The organism is Glycomyces paridis (genome assembly GCF_004912155.1).
Taxonomy (GTDB): domain Bacteria; phylum Actinomycetota; class Actinomycetes; order Mycobacteriales; family Micromonosporaceae; genus Glycomyces; species Glycomyces paridis.
Genome location: NZ_STGX01000002.1, coordinates 263,685 through 279,641, shown reverse-complemented (window position 1 = coordinate 279,641; position 15,957 = coordinate 263,685). Strand labels below are relative to the sequence as shown.

15 protein-coding genes are annotated in these 15,957 nt (G+C 70.8%); 10 read left to right on the top strand and 5 right to left on the bottom strand.

What is annotated here, in order from left to right; translation table 11 throughout:
• Positions 1-86: 86 nt before the first annotated feature.
• The gene (locus E9998_RS03380; protein WP_136528290.1) at positions 87-2,840 is read right to left on the bottom strand and encodes a hypothetical protein; all 2,754 of its coding nucleotides are present in this window, start codon (positions 2,838-2,840) and stop codon (positions 87-89) included.
• 285 nt (positions 2,841-3,125) lie between these two features.
• Here E9998_RS03380 and dnaG point away from each other — a divergent pair, with 285 nt between their 5' ends.
• Positions 3,126-4,988: a DNA primase gene (dnaG, locus tag E9998_RS03375; RefSeq protein WP_136528289.1), complete on the top strand. Its 1,863-nt coding sequence runs from the start codon at positions 3,126-3,128 to the stop codon at positions 4,986-4,988.
• Positions 4,989-5,012: 24 nt separating this feature from the next.
• Here dnaG and E9998_RS03370 read toward each other — a convergent pair whose 3' ends face one another.
• Together E9998_RS03370 and E9998_RS03365 are read right to left on the bottom strand one after the other, a co-directional pair.
• A complete protein-coding gene (locus tag E9998_RS03370; protein ID WP_136528288.1) occupies positions 5,013-5,426 on the bottom strand; it encodes a PIN domain-containing protein in 414 nt (137 codons plus the stop codon).
• Positions 5,426-5,629: a type II toxin-antitoxin system VapB family antitoxin gene (locus E9998_RS03365; RefSeq protein WP_204745223.1), complete on the bottom strand. Its 204-nt coding sequence runs from the start codon at positions 5,627-5,629 to the stop codon at positions 5,426-5,428. Before E9998_RS03365 ends, E9998_RS03370 begins: the two co-directional genes overlap by 1 nt.
• 203 nt (positions 5,630-5,832) lie before the next feature.
• Between E9998_RS03365 and E9998_RS03360 the strand changes: the two genes are divergently transcribed.
• From E9998_RS03360 to E9998_RS03350, 3 genes are all read left to right on the top strand, one after another.
• On the top strand, positions 5,833-6,078 hold the full coding sequence (locus E9998_RS03360) for a hypothetical protein (RefSeq protein ID WP_204745222.1): 246 nt from the start codon (positions 5,833-5,835) through the stop codon (positions 6,076-6,078).
• Positions 6,078-6,497: a PIN domain nuclease gene (locus E9998_RS03355; RefSeq protein ID WP_204745221.1), complete on the top strand. Its 420-nt coding sequence runs from the start codon at positions 6,078-6,080 to the stop codon at positions 6,495-6,497. Before E9998_RS03360 ends, E9998_RS03355 begins: the two co-directional genes overlap by 1 nt.
• Before the next feature lie 176 nt (positions 6,498-6,673).
• Positions 6,674-7,633 (top strand): SUR7/PalI family protein, encoded by a 960-nt coding sequence (locus E9998_RS03350; RefSeq protein WP_136528285.1) that lies wholly within the window; start codon positions 6,674-6,676, stop codon positions 7,631-7,633.
• Between the two features lie 53 nt (positions 7,634-7,686).
• Here the strand turns inward: E9998_RS03350 and E9998_RS03345 are convergent, their stop codons facing one another.
• Complete coding sequence (locus E9998_RS03345; RefSeq protein ID WP_136528454.1) at positions 7,687-8,742, bottom strand: fatty acid desaturase family protein; 1,056 nt, start codon at positions 8,740-8,742, stop codon at positions 7,687-7,689.
• A 182-nt stretch (positions 8,743-8,924) separates the two neighbouring features.
• Here E9998_RS03345 and E9998_RS03340 point away from each other — a divergent pair, with 182 nt between their 5' ends.
• The 5 genes from E9998_RS03340 to E9998_RS03320 all read left to right on the top strand — a co-directional run bounded on the left by E9998_RS03340 (position 8,925) and on the right by E9998_RS03320 (position 13,560).
• Complete coding sequence (locus E9998_RS03340; RefSeq protein ID WP_136528284.1) at positions 8,925-9,878, top strand: ABC transporter ATP-binding protein; 954 nt, start codon at positions 8,925-8,927, stop codon at positions 9,876-9,878.
• A complete protein-coding gene (locus E9998_RS03335) occupies positions 9,875-10,699 on the top strand; it encodes an ABC transporter permease (protein WP_136528283.1) in 825 nt (274 codons plus the stop codon). The genes E9998_RS03340 and E9998_RS03335 overlap by 4 nt, the downstream gene beginning before the upstream one ends.
• Before the next feature lie 9 nt (positions 10,700-10,708).
• Complete coding sequence (locus tag E9998_RS03330; RefSeq protein WP_240037479.1) at positions 10,709-11,506, top strand: ABC transporter permease; 798 nt, start codon at positions 10,709-10,711, stop codon at positions 11,504-11,506.
• A 197-nt stretch (positions 11,507-11,703) separates the two neighbouring features.
• Entirely contained in the window at positions 11,704-12,633 is a 930-nt protein-coding gene (locus E9998_RS03325) for a M23 family metallopeptidase (protein ID WP_136528282.1), read from the top strand.
• A gap of 54 nt (positions 12,634-12,687) precedes the next feature.
• Complete coding sequence (locus E9998_RS03320; RefSeq protein WP_136528281.1) at positions 12,688-13,560, top strand: ThuA domain-containing protein; 873 nt, start codon at positions 12,688-12,690, stop codon at positions 13,558-13,560.
• 174 nt (positions 13,561-13,734) lie between these two features.
• Here the strand turns inward: E9998_RS03320 and E9998_RS03315 are convergent, their stop codons facing one another.
• Positions 13,735-14,352: a pyridoxamine 5'-phosphate oxidase family protein gene (locus E9998_RS03315; RefSeq protein WP_136528280.1), complete on the bottom strand. Its 618-nt coding sequence runs from the start codon at positions 14,350-14,352 to the stop codon at positions 13,735-13,737.
• Between the two features lie 49 nt (positions 14,353-14,401).
• On the opposite strand from E9998_RS03315, the gene E9998_RS03310 reads away from it, so the two are divergent.
• Positions 14,402-15,712, top strand: coding sequence for an aminotransferase class I/II-fold pyridoxal phosphate-dependent enzyme (locus tag E9998_RS03310; RefSeq protein WP_136528279.1), 1,311 nt, complete (start codon positions 14,402-14,404; stop codon positions 15,710-15,712).
• The last annotated feature ends 245 nt before the right edge of the window (positions 15,713-15,957 follow it).

The following is a 15,957-nucleotide window of genomic DNA, read 5'->3' as shown; positions in this document are numbered from 1 at the left end:
CGGCTCCGCACAACCTACCCGCAGGCCTGCCCGGGAACGCGAACGGCGCGGCCCCTCGGGGTCCGCGCCGCTCTACGTTCGCATTCCTACTCCAGATCGACGGTCACCGAAGCGTCCCAAGGCTTCCCGGCGACCTCGTAGGCGCCGCCGTAGGCGAAGCCCTCGCCGCCGACGGTCGCGCCGCCGGGCACCGAGGCCTCGCCGAGGAGGTACGAGTGCAGCTTCTGGCCCTCGAAGTCGGCCACGAGGACCACCGTGGCGCTGCCCGCGTAGTTCTTGGCGTCCAGCGCGGGCGTCTCGGAGGCGCACAGCGGGTCGGTCATGCGCGCGTCGGCGAGCTCCTTGGAGACCTCGCCGCCCGAGACCCAGCTGACGGTCCCGGTGCCGCGGCTCGTCGCTATGTATTCGCCGCTCTGCGCGCCCACGACCAGGCAGGTCGGGTTCGCGCCGACCTCGGTCGCGGCCGTCTCCGCGAGGTCGCCGTCGAGTTCGTGCACGAGGCCGTCGGCGGTCGCCACGGCCGAGGAGCCCTCGGTGGCGGCCACGTCGGCCACGCCGCCCTCGAATCCCGCGGCCTCGCCGGCGACGGCGTCGAAGGCGAACTCGGCGTCGTCGTAGTAGCGGGCGGCCAGACCCTCCAGTGTGGAGGCGAGGTCCACGACGGCGACTTCGCTCGCGCTCAGGTCGCCCACGATCGCGTAGCCCGCGCTCGCGACGGTGTCGCGGTGCGCGCCGTCGTCGGTCGTGCCGCGCTCCAAGGAGAGCGAGCCGCCCGAGTTCGACCAGGCGTCGACCGAGGTCGGCGCGCCGAACGGCAGCTCGACGGCGCCGAGGACCTCGGCGGCCGCGAAGTGGCCGGGGTTGGGCAGGCCGGGGTAGGACTCCGACCAGCTCGACTGGTACGAGCCGCTCTTGTCGCCCAGGGCGATCACCACGAGCGAACCGGTCTGCGTCTCGGGGGCCCACGTGGTCACGAGCGCCAGCTCGTTGCCGTCGGTGAGGGCCACGTCCGTGGGGACCTGGCCCGCGGGCAGTTGCAGGCAGGTGCCGCCCTGCGCGCCGCTGATGCCGGTGGTCGCGATGATGCCGGAGGAGAACGCGACCACGGCGTGGGCGTTGATCTCGGCGCTCTGCTCGGGCCGCGCGAGGGCCACGGGCAGTCCGAGCTCCCCGCCGAGTCCGGCGAGGCAGTCGGCGGTCGCGCCCTCGGAGAGTTCGAGTTCGGGGGCGCCGTCGTCGGAGAACCGCCCGCCCGCGCGGGGCGTGAGGCCGAGGGCCTCGTCGGTGCTCTCCAGGACGGTGACGTGGTCGATCCCCGACAGCGCAGGGTCGTCGGTGACGTAGCCGAGCTGGCCCTGGACGCTGCGGTCGGCGTCGCCCATGAGCGGTTCGGCGGCGAGGGCGTCGCCCTCCACCTGCGGGAGCTCTTCGGCGCCTGAAGCCTCGCCCGCGTCGCCGTAGCGCCAGGAGAACCATTCGGCGCTGCCCGCGGCGGCGGCGAGTTCGGTGTAGCGCTCGGGGGTCAGGGCCTCGTCGGCGCCGGCGCTCTCGCTGGGGGCGCCGTCGTCGGAGTCGTCCCCGCCCTTGTTCGGCTCCTCGCGCGGCGGCGAGGCGCCGAGCATGGCGACGATGCCGATGATGAGGCCGAGCGTGATGAGTCCGCCGATGCCGTAGAAGACGTAGCGGGCGCCGCGGTGCGTCGGCGGTGCGACGCGGGGCGCCGGTCCGGCCGGGGCCGCTTCTGCGGCGGGCGCCTCCTCGGCGCGGCGCTGGGCCGGGACGGGTTCGGGAGCCTGGTGGGCGCCGGAGTCGGCGCGCCAGTCGGCGGGGGCGGCGGGCTCGGCGGGCGGCTGCCCGCCGAACAGCTGGTCCCCATAGGACTGCTGGGCGGGCTGCTCGGGCGCCTGGTACTGCTGGGGCGCCTCCTGCTGCGGGCCGCCGAAGAGCCCGGCGTCGGCGGGCGCGCCGCCGAGGGCGCCGTCGTAGGCGGCGTGCTCCTGGGAGTGCTCGACGGGAGCGCCGTAGGGCGCGGTTGCGAACTGCCCGGACTGCTGCTCCGCGTAGGGCGCCTGCGGGTTCGGGGGCGTCGCGGCCGGGAACGGCGGGGCCTGCTGCTCGGCCTGGTAGGCCTCGCGGGCCTGCTGGGCCTCGGCCTGGAGGCGATCGGCCTGGTACGGGTCGGACTGGTAGAGGTCCTGGCCGCCGGATTCGCCGCGGTACTGGGCCTGGCCGTAGACGTCGGCCTCGTACGGGTCGGCGCGCAGCTCGGGGAACTCCAGACTGCCCTCGCCGCCTTGCGGCGGTTCGTTGAACGCCGGGGCGGGAGCGGCCTGCTCGGGCCGGTACCGCTGGTCGGCGGGGGCCTCGTCCGGGTTCGGGGCCGGGCTCGGCGCGGTCCACTGGGCGCCGCCGTTGGCGAGCCCCCAGCCGGTCTGCGACTGCTGGCTCATCCAGTCCTGGCTCGACTTCGGCGGCCAGTCGGGGGACTCGCCCCATTCGCCTTGCGCGCCTTGGCCCTGCGCCACCTGCGGCGGCGCGGCCTGGTAGCCGTCCTGCGGCCCGGCGGGCTGTCGCGGCACCTCGGGGGCCCCGCCCAGGTCGGCGTCCCACTCGGTGCGGCGCGCGGCCGCGTCGAGGTCGCCTGCGGGACCGCTGGGCTCTCCGTAGAGGCCCGGTCCGGGCGGCGGGGGGACCTGGCCGGACGCCGGGTCGTGCTCCGGCACGGCGGAGGGCAGGTGACCCACCCCGCGCGCGGTGATGCGGGGCGGATTGGTGGGTGTGGCCGCGGGTTCGCTGGTGGGAGGCCAGGAGGGCGGCTGCTCGGGCGTTGGGTCCGGCATGATAGGCGACTCTAGCTGATCGGACCGCGCATCCGTGAGGCGTGGTCGGGAAAGATGTCAACGGGGAACATGGTACAGCGGGCCCGCCACCTGGACCTTGTTCGCCCGCAACCGGTCCGGTGAGGACTCCTCGGACGTGACGGGGGCGACCCGTCCACGTTGTCCAACCGGCGCCCCGGTGTGTCCCCGGCCGCTTCCCGGGACGCCCGCTCACACCCGGCGGCGTCTGCGGGCGGGCCGTCGCACCCACCGGGCAGAATGGGGGGCGGCGAGAAGAGGTGAACAGTGGCGGGGCGAATCCGGGACGCCGATATCCAGCTGGTGCGCGAGCGCGTGGACATCGCCGAGGTCATCGGCGAGCGGGTCACCCTGCGCAATGCGGGCGGCGGCAACCTCAAGGGCCTGTGCCCGTTCCACGACGAGCGCTCCCCGAGCTTCAACGTCACCCCCGCCAGGGGCGTCTACCACTGCTTCGGCTGCGGCGTGGGCGGCGACGCCATCACGTTCATGACCGAACTCGACGGCCTCACCTTCGTGGAGGCGGTCGAGCGCCTCGCCGCCCGCGCGGGCCTCAAGCTCACCTACGAGGACGTCGACGGCCGGGTCCAGCGCGGCCCCTCCGGACAGCCGGGCCTCAAGCAGCGCCTGCTCGACGCGCACACCGCCGCGGCCGAGTTCTACACCGGGAAGCTCCTCTCCCCTGAGGCCGTCACCGCCCGCCAGTTCCTCGCCGCCCGCGGCTTCGACCGCGACGCCGCCGCGACCTTCGGCTGCGGCTACGCCCCCGACTCCTGGGACGCCCTCGCGAAGCACCTGCGCGCCAAGGGCTTCACCGCCGAGGAGCTGACCCAGGCGGGCCTGGCGAAGCCCTCGCGCACTGGCAGCCTCATCGACCGCTTCCGCCGCCGCCTGCTCTGGCCGATCCGCGATTCCTCCGGTTCGGTGATCGGCTTCGGCGCCCGCAAGCTCTTCGACGACGACCAGGGCCCCAAGTACCTCAACACCCCCGAGACCCCGCTGTACAAGAAGTCGCAGGTGCTCTACGGGATCGACCTGGCGCGCAAGGACATCGCCAAGACCGGCCGGGTCGTCATCGTCGAGGGCTACACCGACGTCATGGCCTGCCACCTCGCCGGGGTCCCGATGGCGGTCGCCACCTGCGGCACCGCGTTCGGCCCCGAGCACATCCGCATCCTGCGCCGGTTCCTGTTCGACTCCGAGTCCGCCGACGGGCGCATCATCTTCACCTTCGACGGCGACGAGGCGGGCCAGCGGGCCGCGCTCAAGGCCTTCGACGAGGAGCAGCGGTTCGTCTCCCAGACGTACATCGCCGTCACCCCCGGCGGCCAGGACCCGTGCGAGCTGCGCCAGAGCGCGGGCGACACGGCGGTGCGCGAGCTCATCGAGCGGCACACGCCGCTGGTGCAGTTCGCGCTGGAGAAGGCCATCGCCAAGCACGACCTCGACACCGCCGAGGGCCGCCTCCACGCCACTCGCGCCGTCGCGCCGCTCCTCGCCCGCGTCAAGGACCGCGGCCTGGTCGAGGAGTACCTGGGCGTCTACGCCGGGCGCCTCGGCAAGGAGAAGGCCGAACTGCGCCGCGCCGTCCAGGGCGCCGCCGCGGGCCAGCAGGCCGAGGCCCCCGCCGAACCCCGCCGCGAACCCCGCGCCGACTCCACCCAGCTCCGCGCCCAGCGCGAGGTCCTCAAGGTCGCCCTCCAGCAGCCCCAGGTCGCCGGCCCCTACTTCGACGCGGTCGACGCCACCCCCTACACCGACCCGAACTACCGCGCCGTCCGCGAAGCCGTCGCATCGGCCGGCGGCGCCGCCCACGCCTCCGCGGGCCCCAACTGGGTCGCCGCCGTCCAGAGCGCCTGCACCGAACTCGCCGCGGGAGCCCTCGTGAACGAACTCGCGGTGGAGGAGCTCCGCCTCGCGGGCGAACCCGACGCCCTCTACGTGCGCACCATCCTCGCCCGCATCCAACGGCCCGTGGTCGAAGCCGAGGTCGCCGACCTCAAACGCCGCCTCCAACGCATCAACCCCAGCACCGACAAAGACGAGTACATGACCCTCTTCGGCCAGCTCATGGGCCTGGAACAACACGTGCGATCCCTACGGGACCAAGCCGCCAACGCCTTCGAATAGCCCGGTCCGCCCCAGGCGGTTCCGCTAGGCGGGGTCCGGCGTTTCCATGACGGATTTCTGTTCGAGCTGGGGAAAGACCGCCGCAGCGGCCACGAAGTCCTTGTCGTTGTGGAGCACTGTCAGCTTCAAGTGGATCGCGACCGCGGCGACGAGGTAGTCGGCGACACTGAACATGTCGTGCATCGAGTGCTTGGCGAGGTCGCCGCCCATGGCGCGGACGTAGTCCCAGGTCGGCTTCGGGACATCGACCCACGGATACGCTTCGAGCAGGGAGTCCTGTAGTGCCTCGTACTCACGTTTGCGTGCGACCGTCATGGTCTCGCGAAGGACGGGTTCGCAGATCGCGATCCGGCCTTCGGCGACGACCCGCTCCCAGGCCGGGTCGACCTGGCCCCTGATGATGCGGATGAGCGCACTGGTGTCGACCAGGTACTGCACTAGTCCTCTACCTGGCTGAAGTCGAGCAGCCCTTCCTTCGCCATCCGCTGCATGCGCTTGAGCGCTTCCATGCGTTTGCGGGCGTCCGACTCGACGCTCAACTCAAGTGCCTTGTTGACGGCCTCCTTCTTCGTGGCGGAGTTCGTCGCGGTCATCACACGGGCGAGCAGGTCGTCGTCGATGTCGATCAGCGTCTTGGTCATGGGCACCTCCCGGATATCCATCTGATCGAGTATATCCGATGAGCGGCCACCTGCGGTCCCTACGGGACCAAGCCGCCAACGCCTTCGAGTGAGCCATCCTGGTTCAATGGTGGCGACATTCTGGTGTGATTGACCCGGCGAGTCTGCACTCGATTGCCACAGAATTGGTGCATCATTGAGGCATGACTCGATTCTCGGTGGAAGTGGACGACGAAACGCTGGCCGATGCGCAGCGTGAACTGGGGACCCGCTCGAAGGTGGCGACCGTGAACGAGGCGCTGCGCCTCGCCGCGGACCGGGCGAAGGTGCGCGAAGCGATCGCGGCCCTCGACTCGGTCGAGCTGGACCTTTCGGGAAGCGAGCGCTCCTTCCGGCTCAACGGCGGCAGGGACCTCGGCGGCTTGGCCGAGCGCGCTCGGCAGGAAGCCGCGAACGACGGAGCGTCCTGATGGCGGCCGACGTCTTCTTGCTCGACACCTCGGCCTGGGTGCATCGCATCCTCAATGAAGAGGTGCGGCGCAAGGTCGACGACTTGTGGTTGGCCGGGCGGGTCGCGACCTGCCAGATGGTGGTCGCCGAGGTCCTCAACAATGCCAATGACCTGCGGTCGTACAAGTCACTGCAAAGCTCGCTCATCGCCGCACGCTGGATGCCGGTCACCGAGGCGGTCATGGACCGCTCGCTGGAGGTCCACGCGGCATTGGCCGACCGCGGCATGCACCGCCATTTCTCCCTGCCCGACCTGTTCATCGCGGCGACCGCCGAACTCGGGGGCGCGACCGTGCTCCACTACGACTCCGACTACGACCGGATCGCGGAGGTCACCGGCCAGCCGACCGAGTGGGTCGCCCCGCGCGGCAGCCTTTGATCGAAGTGCGGCTGCATTCCGTCGACAGGTGAGGCCGCCCGCGCTTGCGCGGGCGGCTTTCGTGGGTGCGGGGCGGTTGGATAGCGGGGAAAGCTGAGACAAGTTCTGGTCTTCGTGTTGTGATGCAGAGTCTAGGACCTGTCCGATTCCGGCTTCGCAGTTGCACAGGGGGAGCCATGTCTCAGCCGCCCGAAGCGACACCGCCCTCGCCGCCGCCCCCGCCTGAGCCGCCCGAAGGGGCGGCGTTCGGGGCCTCGCAGCCTGAGGCGCCGCAGTTCGAGGCTCCGCAGCCTGAGTACCCGGCTGCGCCGCCGCAGTTCCCGCCGCCTCCAGGGCCGCCTCCTCCGTACCCGTGGCAGCCGCGGCAGCCGGCGCAGCCTTCGAAAACGATCTCGATCCTCGCGCTGGTCTTCGGCGGGGCGGCCGTGCTGTTCGCGCTCATTCCCGTCGCCGGGATCTTCCTCGGCGGGATGTTCGGGGTCGCGGCGATCGTGCTGGGCATCCTCGGGATCTTCAAGTCCCACCGGCTGTTCGCCATCATCGGCATCGCGCTGGCGGTGGTCGGGCTGATCATCGCGGTGGTCGTCACCGTCGCGACCGGCCGGGCCGTCGAGGAGTTCGTGGAGGACTTCCCGACCACGTACGGGGACGAGGACACCGGCGACGACGACGCCACCGAAGACGACGGCGAGCGCAAGCAGGACCAGGTCGTCGACGGCACCGACCCGGCGGCCCCGCTCCCGGCCGGGACCGTGGTCGACACCGGGAACTGGCAGGTCGCCGTGAGCGACGTGACGCCCGACGACACCGAGGAGCTCCTCAAGGACGAGTTCAACCTGCCGCCCGAGGAGGGCTTCCAGTTCTACCGGTTCCACGTCGAGGCGACCTATGTCGGCCCGTCCTCAGGGATCGCCTGGCTCGACCTGTACTTCGGCGCGTACATCGACAGCACCGTCTACACCGAGCCGTGCGGCTACCTCGCCGAGGACCTCGCGGCCGCGCCGGAGGTGTACCCGGACGGCACCGCCTCGGGCGACGTGTGCGTCGTCGTCCCGACCGAAGGGGCCGACGCCGCGCTCATCACGATCGAGGACGCGTCCGCGACCTTCGAGCGGTTCTTCCTCGCCACCGGCTGAGACGCCGAAGAGCCGCCCGCAGTGATGCGGGCGGCTCTCGGTGTGTCCGGGGGTCAGGCTTTCGCGGGGGCGGGGTTGCGCAGGGGCTCGCCGTGGGCGTGGAGCTCGGTGAGGACCTCGCGCCAGGACCGGATGAGGCCGGTCGCGTGGTAGGGGATCTCCTTCTCCTTGCAGAACTGCTCCACGATCGGCTGCGCCTTGCTCAGGTTCACCGACGGCATGGCCGGGAAGAGGTGGTGCTCGATCTGGTAGTTCAGGCCGCCGAGGGCGAAGTTGGTGAACCAGCCGCCCTTGACGTTCCGCGAGGTCAGGACCTGCTTGCGCAGGAAGTCCAGCTCGGTGTCGCCGACGAGGGTCGGCATGCCCTTGTGGTTGGGCGCGAAGACCGAGCCCATGTACACGCCCCACACGGCCTTGTGCACGAGGAGGAACACGATCGCCTTGCCGGGGGAGAGCACGAGGAACAGGGCACTGAGGTAGGCGGCCCAGTGGACGAGGAGGAACAGGGCCTCCCAGCCGCGGTTCTTCAGGCCCGGCTTGGCGACCGACTTGAAGCCGGAGACGTTGAGGTTGAGGCCTTCGAGGGTGAGGATCGGGAAGAACAGCTGCGCCTGGTACTTGCCGAACCAGGTGGAGATGCCCTGCGCGAAGCCGGCCTGGCGCTTGGACCAGACGAACAGGCCCGGGGAGACGTCGGGGTCGAGCTCCTCGTGGTTGGGGTTGGCGTGGTGGCGGTTGTGCTTGTCGTTCCACCAGCCGTAGCCCATGCCGTTGGCGAGGTTGCCGGTGAACCAGCCCAGCCGCTCGGAGGTGGAGCGGGAGCGGATGACCTGGCGGTGCGCGAGGTCGTGGCCGAGGAACGCGACCTGGGTGCTGACCAGGGCCAGGAAGACGGCCGTGAACATCTGGAGCCAGGTGTCGCCGATCATCACGAACGCCACCCAGGTGCCGACGAAGACCGCGGCCATGGCGGCGAACCGGACCACGTAGTACGCGGGCCGACGCTCCATGAGCCCCGCGTCGTTGATGCGACGGCTCAGCTGGGCGAAGTCGCTTCCCGCCCGTTCCTTCGGTGCGGCGGTCGGGGTGGACTCGGCGAGGAGCGTCATTGGCAGGTCCGATCGTTCGACGTTCATCTGTCTCCTCTCTAGCCTCCCGTGTTCGGAGGTCGCTGTCGCTACTGCTGACCCGTCAATGGGGGTAGTGCTTGCCCTACCATTGGGCCATAGTGTGAAACGAACCTTTCGAAAAGAGCTGGCCTCATGTCGGGTAACCGGCTTAGGGTGAGTTCATGCCTGATGACAACGAGATGCTGGTTCGCGCCAGTGACCTGCGGAAAAGCTACGGCGACCACGAAGCCGTGCGCGGGGTCGACTTCGAGATCCGCCGCGGGGAGGCCTTCGGCTTCCTCGGCGCGAACGGGGCGGGAAAGTCCACCACCATGCGGATGATCGGCTGCGTCTCCCAGCCCACCGCCGGCACCCTCGAAGTCTTCGGCCGCGACCCCCTGACCGAGGGCGCCGCGATCCGCGCGCGCCTCGGCGTCGTACCCCAGGACAACACCCTCGACGGCATGCTCACCGTGTTCGAGAACCTCGTCGTCTACGCGAGGTACTTCGGTATCAAGAAGCGCGACGCCCGCGTCAAGGCCGCCGAGCTCCTCGACTTCGTGCAGCTCACCGCCCGCGCCAAGGACCAGGTCAACGAGCTCTCCGGCGGGATGCAGCGGCGCCTGGCCATCGCCCGCTCCCTCATCAACGACCCCGACCTGGTGATCCTCGACGAGCCCACCACCGGCCTCGACCCCCAGGCCCGCCACCTCGTGTGGGAGCGCCTGTTCCAGCTCAAGCACCGCGGCGTCTCGATCCTGCTCACCACCCACTACATGGACGAGGCCGAGCAGCTGTGCGACCGCCTCGTCGTCATGGACGAGGGCCGCATCATCGCCGCCGGCTCCCCCCGCGAACTCATCGACACCCACGTCACCAAGGAGGTCGTGGAGCTGCGCTTCGGCGCCGCCCACACCGCCGAGCTCGCCGAACTCGCCCTGACCCTCACCGGCGTCGGCGCCCAGATCGAGCCGCTCCCCGACAAGATCCTCGTCTACACCGACGACGCCGACGACACCGGCGCCGCCCTCGAAGCCCGCGAGATCACCCCGACCTCGACCCTCGCCCGCCGCGCCACCCTCGAAGACGTCTTCCTGCGCCTGACCGGCCGCGCCCTCGTGGAGGACGAAGCGTGAGCGCCGACACCGCCGCGGCACAGGCCACAGTGGACCGCACCGCCCCTGGCGTCGCCACCGGCGCCTGGCGGGCCTTCCTCCTCCAGATGGCCCTCTACAAGCACGTCTGGCACGGCACCGTCTTCACCTCCGTGCTCCTGCCGATCCTCTACATGATCTCCGTCGGCATCGGCGTCGGCTCCTACATCGACCCCGCCTCCACCGGCGGCCTCGACTACGCCGCGTTCATCGCCCCCGGCCTCGTCTGCTCCGTCGCCGTCATGATGCTCGGCAACGACATGGTCTTCCCCGTCTTCGGCGGCTACCAGGACTGGGGCGGCCACTACCTCGCCCAGCGCGCCACCCCCCTGGGCCCCCTCGACATCCTCAACGGGCACCTCGCCTACGCGGTGATCTTCCGCCCGTTCACCAACTGCACCATCGTCGCGATCGTCCTCGCGTTCTTCGGCGTCTACACCTCCTGGTGGGCCGCGCTCGCGATCGTCGCCGCCGCGCTCGTCTCGGCCGCGCTCGCGCCCTGGCTCCACTTCTGGGCCTCCAGCATCAAGAACGACGCGAACCTCAACATGATCTTCCGGTTCGCCGTCATGCCCATCTCGCTGTTCTCCGGGGTGTTCTTCCCCGCCGAGACGATGCCCGGCTTCCTCCAGCCGCTGGTGTGGATCTCGCCGCTGTGGCACGGCACCGAACTCGCCCGCGCCGCCACCGCCGACGTCGCACCCGCGCTGCCGCCGGTCGCCCACATCGCCTACCTGGCCGCCCTGGCCGTCGCCGGCTGGTTCGCCGCCCGCCGCGTCGTCCAGCGCCGCCTGAACTTCTAGGAGCCCAGCGTGTCCGTCATCGCCTACGGCGCCGCGCGCGCCACCCTCCGCTCCTCCGGGGCCCTGCTCAACCGCAACTGGGTCGCCATGCGCCGCGCTTGGATCCTCGTCGTCTCCGGCGCCGTCGAGTCGCTGCTCTTCCTGTTCGCCTTCGGCTTCGGCGTCGGCGCGCTCGTCGGCGACATCACCCTCCCCGACGGCACCACCGTCTCCTACACCGCCTTCGTCGCCCCCGCGATCCTCGCCAACGCCGCCATGATGGGGGTGCTCAACGAGACCTCCATCAACGTCTTCGCCAAGTTCAAGTGGATGAAGGTCTACGACGGCATCCTCAACACCCCGCTGCGGCCCTGGGACGTGGCCCTCGGCGAAGTCTGGTGGGCCCTCATCCGCGGCGGCACCTACATCGGCGCCTTCGTGGTCGTCATGGGCCTCTTCGGGCTCCTGGACTCCTGGTGGTCGCTCCTGGCCGTGCCCGCCTGCGTGTTCATCTCGCTCGCCTTCGCCGGGATCGGCCTGACCCTCGCCACGCTGTTCCGCGACTGGCCCGACTTCGACTGGATGATGGCCGTCGTCTTCGCCATGTTCCTCTTCGGCGGCACCTTCACGCCCGTCGAGGCCTACCCGGCCTTCGCGCAGCCGATCGTGTACGTCATGCCGCTGTACCACGGCATCGAGCTCGTCCGCGGTCTCAGCCTCGGGCAGCCCGGCCCTATGATGCTCGTCAACATCGCCTACCTCCTGGCCCTGTCGGTGGGCGGCATGTGGATCGCGCAGCGGCGCCTGGGGAAGGCCCTGTACAAGTAGAGGAAGTCAAGCAGCAGGCCGCGTCATCGGTTCCCGCCCAACGGCGACCGAGGGCGCGGCCGACATGTCCGCGTAAGAAGAAATTCTTCATTTGTGACCTTCCGCACGAAGAAAAACTCCGATATCGTCCTATTCACGCATGAAGGCCAGCGCTCCTCACCCCGGCGCGAACCCGACTCGCTCAAAGGAGGTTCCTCATGCGGGATCCAGGACGGGCCCACCGGCTCCGTATCCCAGGCACCCGGCGCGCGCGCCGACTCGTCGTCCTCATCAGCGCACTCGCCCTCGCAGCGGCGGGCGCGGCGGTCCCCACCCTGACCGCCTCCGCCCAGGACTACTCCATCCAGGCAGTGGCCCACAAGAGCCCCTTCAACTGCAACAAGACCTTCTACGCCAACAACTGGTCCGGCGGGCACAACCCGAGCAACTCCATCGACTGGCAGACCTACGGCTCCGACGCCGTCAACGGCGAGAACGTCCGCGCCACCGCCGGCGGCACCGCCTACTTCTACAACGAGGGCAGCACCAGCTACGGCCGGTGGGTCAAGGTCGTCCACTCCGACGGCTCCAGCACCCGCTACGCCCACCTCGCCACCCAGGTCAAGGCCCCCGGCTCCAGCATGTCCGTCTCGCAGGGGACGATCATCGGCACCGTCGGCTCCACCGGCGGCTCCACTGCGCCGCACCTGCACTACGAGCAGCGCAACAGCTCCGGCACCGTCGTCTCGCCGGTCGTCGAAGGCGTCTCGGTCCCCTTGGGCACCAAGAAGGCCGTCACCTCCTCCAACGGATGCTCCGGCGGCAACCCCTACTCCGCGGGCGAGGTCTGCGGCTCGGGCTACAGCCAGATCGACCGGCACGCCCTCGGCACCGTCGGAGCGATCTTCCTGATGTACAACGCCTCCAACGGGTACAACTGCGTCGTCACGCTCAAGTACACGAGCGTCGGATCGCCGAGCGCGGTCTCGGCCTCCCTCCAGGTGGAGGGCGGCACGGCGACCAAGGACTCGGGCAACTTCTCGTACTACGCGGGGCCCGTGAAGAAGTCCGCCGCCAACAAGTGCGTCAAATGGGGCGGATCGGTCGGTTCGACCACCTGGACGAGCGCCTACGGCCATTGCGGGTGAATCCGCGCAAGGCTCGAACTGTCGCCCCGAATCCGGAGCGGTTAGGCTGAGCGCGTGAGAACCCTGCTGCGACTGTGCATGATCGTCGCGCTGGCCTGCGCGCCCGCCTTCGTCCCCTCGGCGGCCTTCGCCGCCGAGGGGCCGCGCGTCCTGGTCGTCACGACCGGGAACGAGGCGCAGGACGTGGCCGACTTCGCGGTGGAGCGCCTCCAGATGGAGGCGCGGCGATGGAACTTCACCCTCGACGAGGGGACCCCTGAGGACCTGGCCGACCTCGGCCGGTACGAGGTGGTCATGTTCGTCAACACCGGGCCCGACCTGCTCGACGCGGGCCAGCAGGCCGCGCTCCAGTCCTTCGTGGAGGGCGGCGGCGGCTTCGTCGCGACGAACTCCGCGGCGGCCAGCGCGCTCGACTGGCCGTTCTACCAGGAGATGCTCGGCGCGACGGTGATCGTGCCGCCCGCGGAGCCGAAGTCGGAGAAGCCGGTGACCTTCAACGCCGGCTCGCCGATCACCGAGGGCCTCGACGAGGAGCTGAAGGTGAACGAGCGCTGGTACTCCTTCGACCCGCAGCCCGACGAGACGGCCTTCACCGTGCTCGCGCAGCTCGCCTCGACCGACCCGGTGGCCTGGAGCTCGGACCGCCACAAGGTCTTCTACGCCTCGATGGGCGGCGAGGGCGACACGTGGGGCGACCGCGACTTCCTCCAGCTCATGCGCCAGGGGATCTGGTGGGCCGCAGGCGAAGAGGGCGTGCTGGTCCAGAACTCCGAGGACGCGGCCCCGTCCTGGCCCTACACGCTGACCTTCGTGCTCTTCGTGGTCGCGGTGGCCGGCGGCGGTTCGATCGCGGTGTGGCGCCTGGACAAGGCAGAGGCCGAGAAGGAGGCCGACGCCGCCAAGGTCGGGGAGCCGGTCGGCGTCTGAGACGACGAGAGCGCGGAACGGGCGGGCCCCAGGGCCCGCCCGTTCCTCTTCGTTCCGCATGGTGAGACGGCGCCGATCCGGCTCTGAGCGGTGAAGTTCCCACGACCCACTCGCACTCTAGACGGATATGCCGCGTCGAGGCCGAGCCCGGACCGGCGCCGTGCGGAACGGAGTCTACAGGCGCCCGCTGACCACACTCGTCACGTGCGCCACTCCGTTGGCATACGGCAGGTCCTCGTCCTCGGGCTCCTCGACCGGCCCGCCGGTGCGCTGCTTGACCGAGACCTCCTCCAGGGGGACCGCGAGCAGCGCCGACATGGCGTTCTCCTTGTCGCTCGCGGCGCGCGAGCGGTCCGAGCGGCCCTCGGCGAAGCGGTCGATGAGCGCCTTGAAGGTGTTCCAGCGCTCCTCGGGGTCGGTGACCAGGCGCGCGTTCGCGTGGACGACGACGGAGCGGTAGTTCATAGAGTGGTGGAACCAGCTCTTGGAGAAGATGAGGCCGTCCACGATCGTCGCGGTGACGCTGACGGGGAAGCCCTCGCGCCCGCCCAGGCCCATGCTGGAGCCGGTCGACCCGTGGAGGAACAGCGTGTCGCCAACGCGCACATGGAAGGTGGGGAGCACCCGGGGCGCGCCGTCGGGGCCGACGAAGGCCACGTCGCAGTGCCAGGCCTCGTCGAGGACCCGGTAAGCCGCCTCCCGCTCGTAGGTGACCCGCTCGCGCGAGCGGTTCGGGGTGGTGCGCTCGGTCTGCTCGAACCGGCCGCTGTAAGGGCACTCCAGGGTGGTCATCGGAGGGGGCTCCCGTCTCGGTTTTTTGTACTGATACAATACCTGAGTTATGTCGGTACAGTATCAGATCACCGGTGCCGCGGCAAACGAGATCGCCGCCAGCGTCGAGTCCGGCGTGCGCGCCGGACACCTCGCGCCCGGACGCACCCTGCCCCCCGTCCGCAAGCTCGCCGCCGACCTCGGCGTCGCCCCCGGCACCGTCGCCGCCGCCTACCGCCGCCTGCGCGAACGCGGCGTCGTGGAGACCGGCGGCCGCGCGGGCACCTTCATCCGCCAGCGCTCCGCGTTCACGCCCACCGGGACGCTCACCGTCCCCAGCGGCGTGCGCGACCTCGTCTCCGGCGAACCCGACCCCGACCTGCTGCCGGACCTCGACGCCCTCAAGCCCCTCGTCTCCACCACCCACGGCAACTACCGCGACGGCGGGCCCTGCCCCGACCTGCTCGACCTCGCCCGCGACCGCTTCGCCGAGGACGGCGTGCACGGCGACCTCACCGTCACCTCCGGCGCGCTCGACGCCTTCGAACGCGGACTCGCCGCCCGGCTCGAACCCGGCGACACCGTCGCCGTCGAGGAGCCCACCTGGTCCAACGGCCGCGACCTCCTGCTCTCGGCCGGATACCAGGTCACCCCGGTCGCCATCGACGGCGACGGCCCCCTGCCGTCCGAACTGGACGCCGCCCTCGCCTCCGGCGCTCGCGCGTTCATCCTCACCTCTCGGGGCCAGAACCCCACCGGCGCAGCGGTGTCCGCCGATCGGGCCGCCGCCCTGCGGGCCGTGATCGCCGCGCACCCCGGCGTCTTCGTCATCGAGGACGACCACTGGGGCGAGCTCTCCCGGGTGCCCCTGCACCTCGTCGCCGACGCCGCCGAGCGCTGGATGTTCGTGCGCTCGGCCTCCAAGCCCTACGGGCCGGGCCTGCGCTGCGCCCTCGTCGCCGCCGACCCCGACACCAAGGCGAGGGTCCAGGGCCGCATGGCGATCGGCCACGGCTGGGTCTCGTGCATCCTCCAGCACTTCGTGATCGCCGCCTGGACCGACGACGAGGTCGCCGCCCGCGTCGCCCGAGCCGGCCAGGTCTACGCCGAACGCCAAGGCGCGCTTCGCGACGCGCTCGCCGCGCACGGCATCGAGACCTGGGGCCGCTCGGGCCTGAACCTGTGGGTCCCGGTCGCCGACGAGACCGCCGCGGTCGTCTCGCTGCGCGACGCCGGGTACGCCGTGTCCCCTGGGCGCGCGTTCTCCTTCCACGGCGACCAGGGGATTCGCATCAGCACCGCGCGGCTGTCCCCCGAAGAGGCGCCCGCCGTGGCGGACGCCGTCGCCCAGGCCTCCGGGCCGGCCGCACCGCCGGTCTGACCCGAAGGGGACCGGCCTCACCGCCGGTCTGCCGCCAAGCGAACCGGCTTCACGACCGGTTAGAGGAAATGGCCGGGTCCACCGACTCGGCCGAGGACCGGCCTCACCACCGGCCCGACGACATGGCCGGGTCCACCGACCCGGCCGACAATTTCAGAAGGGAACCCCCGTGACCACCACCGCCCCAAAGGACGGCGCCGCCCCCGGCGGCGTACCGGAGCGTGCCTCCGGTGCCGCACCGGACA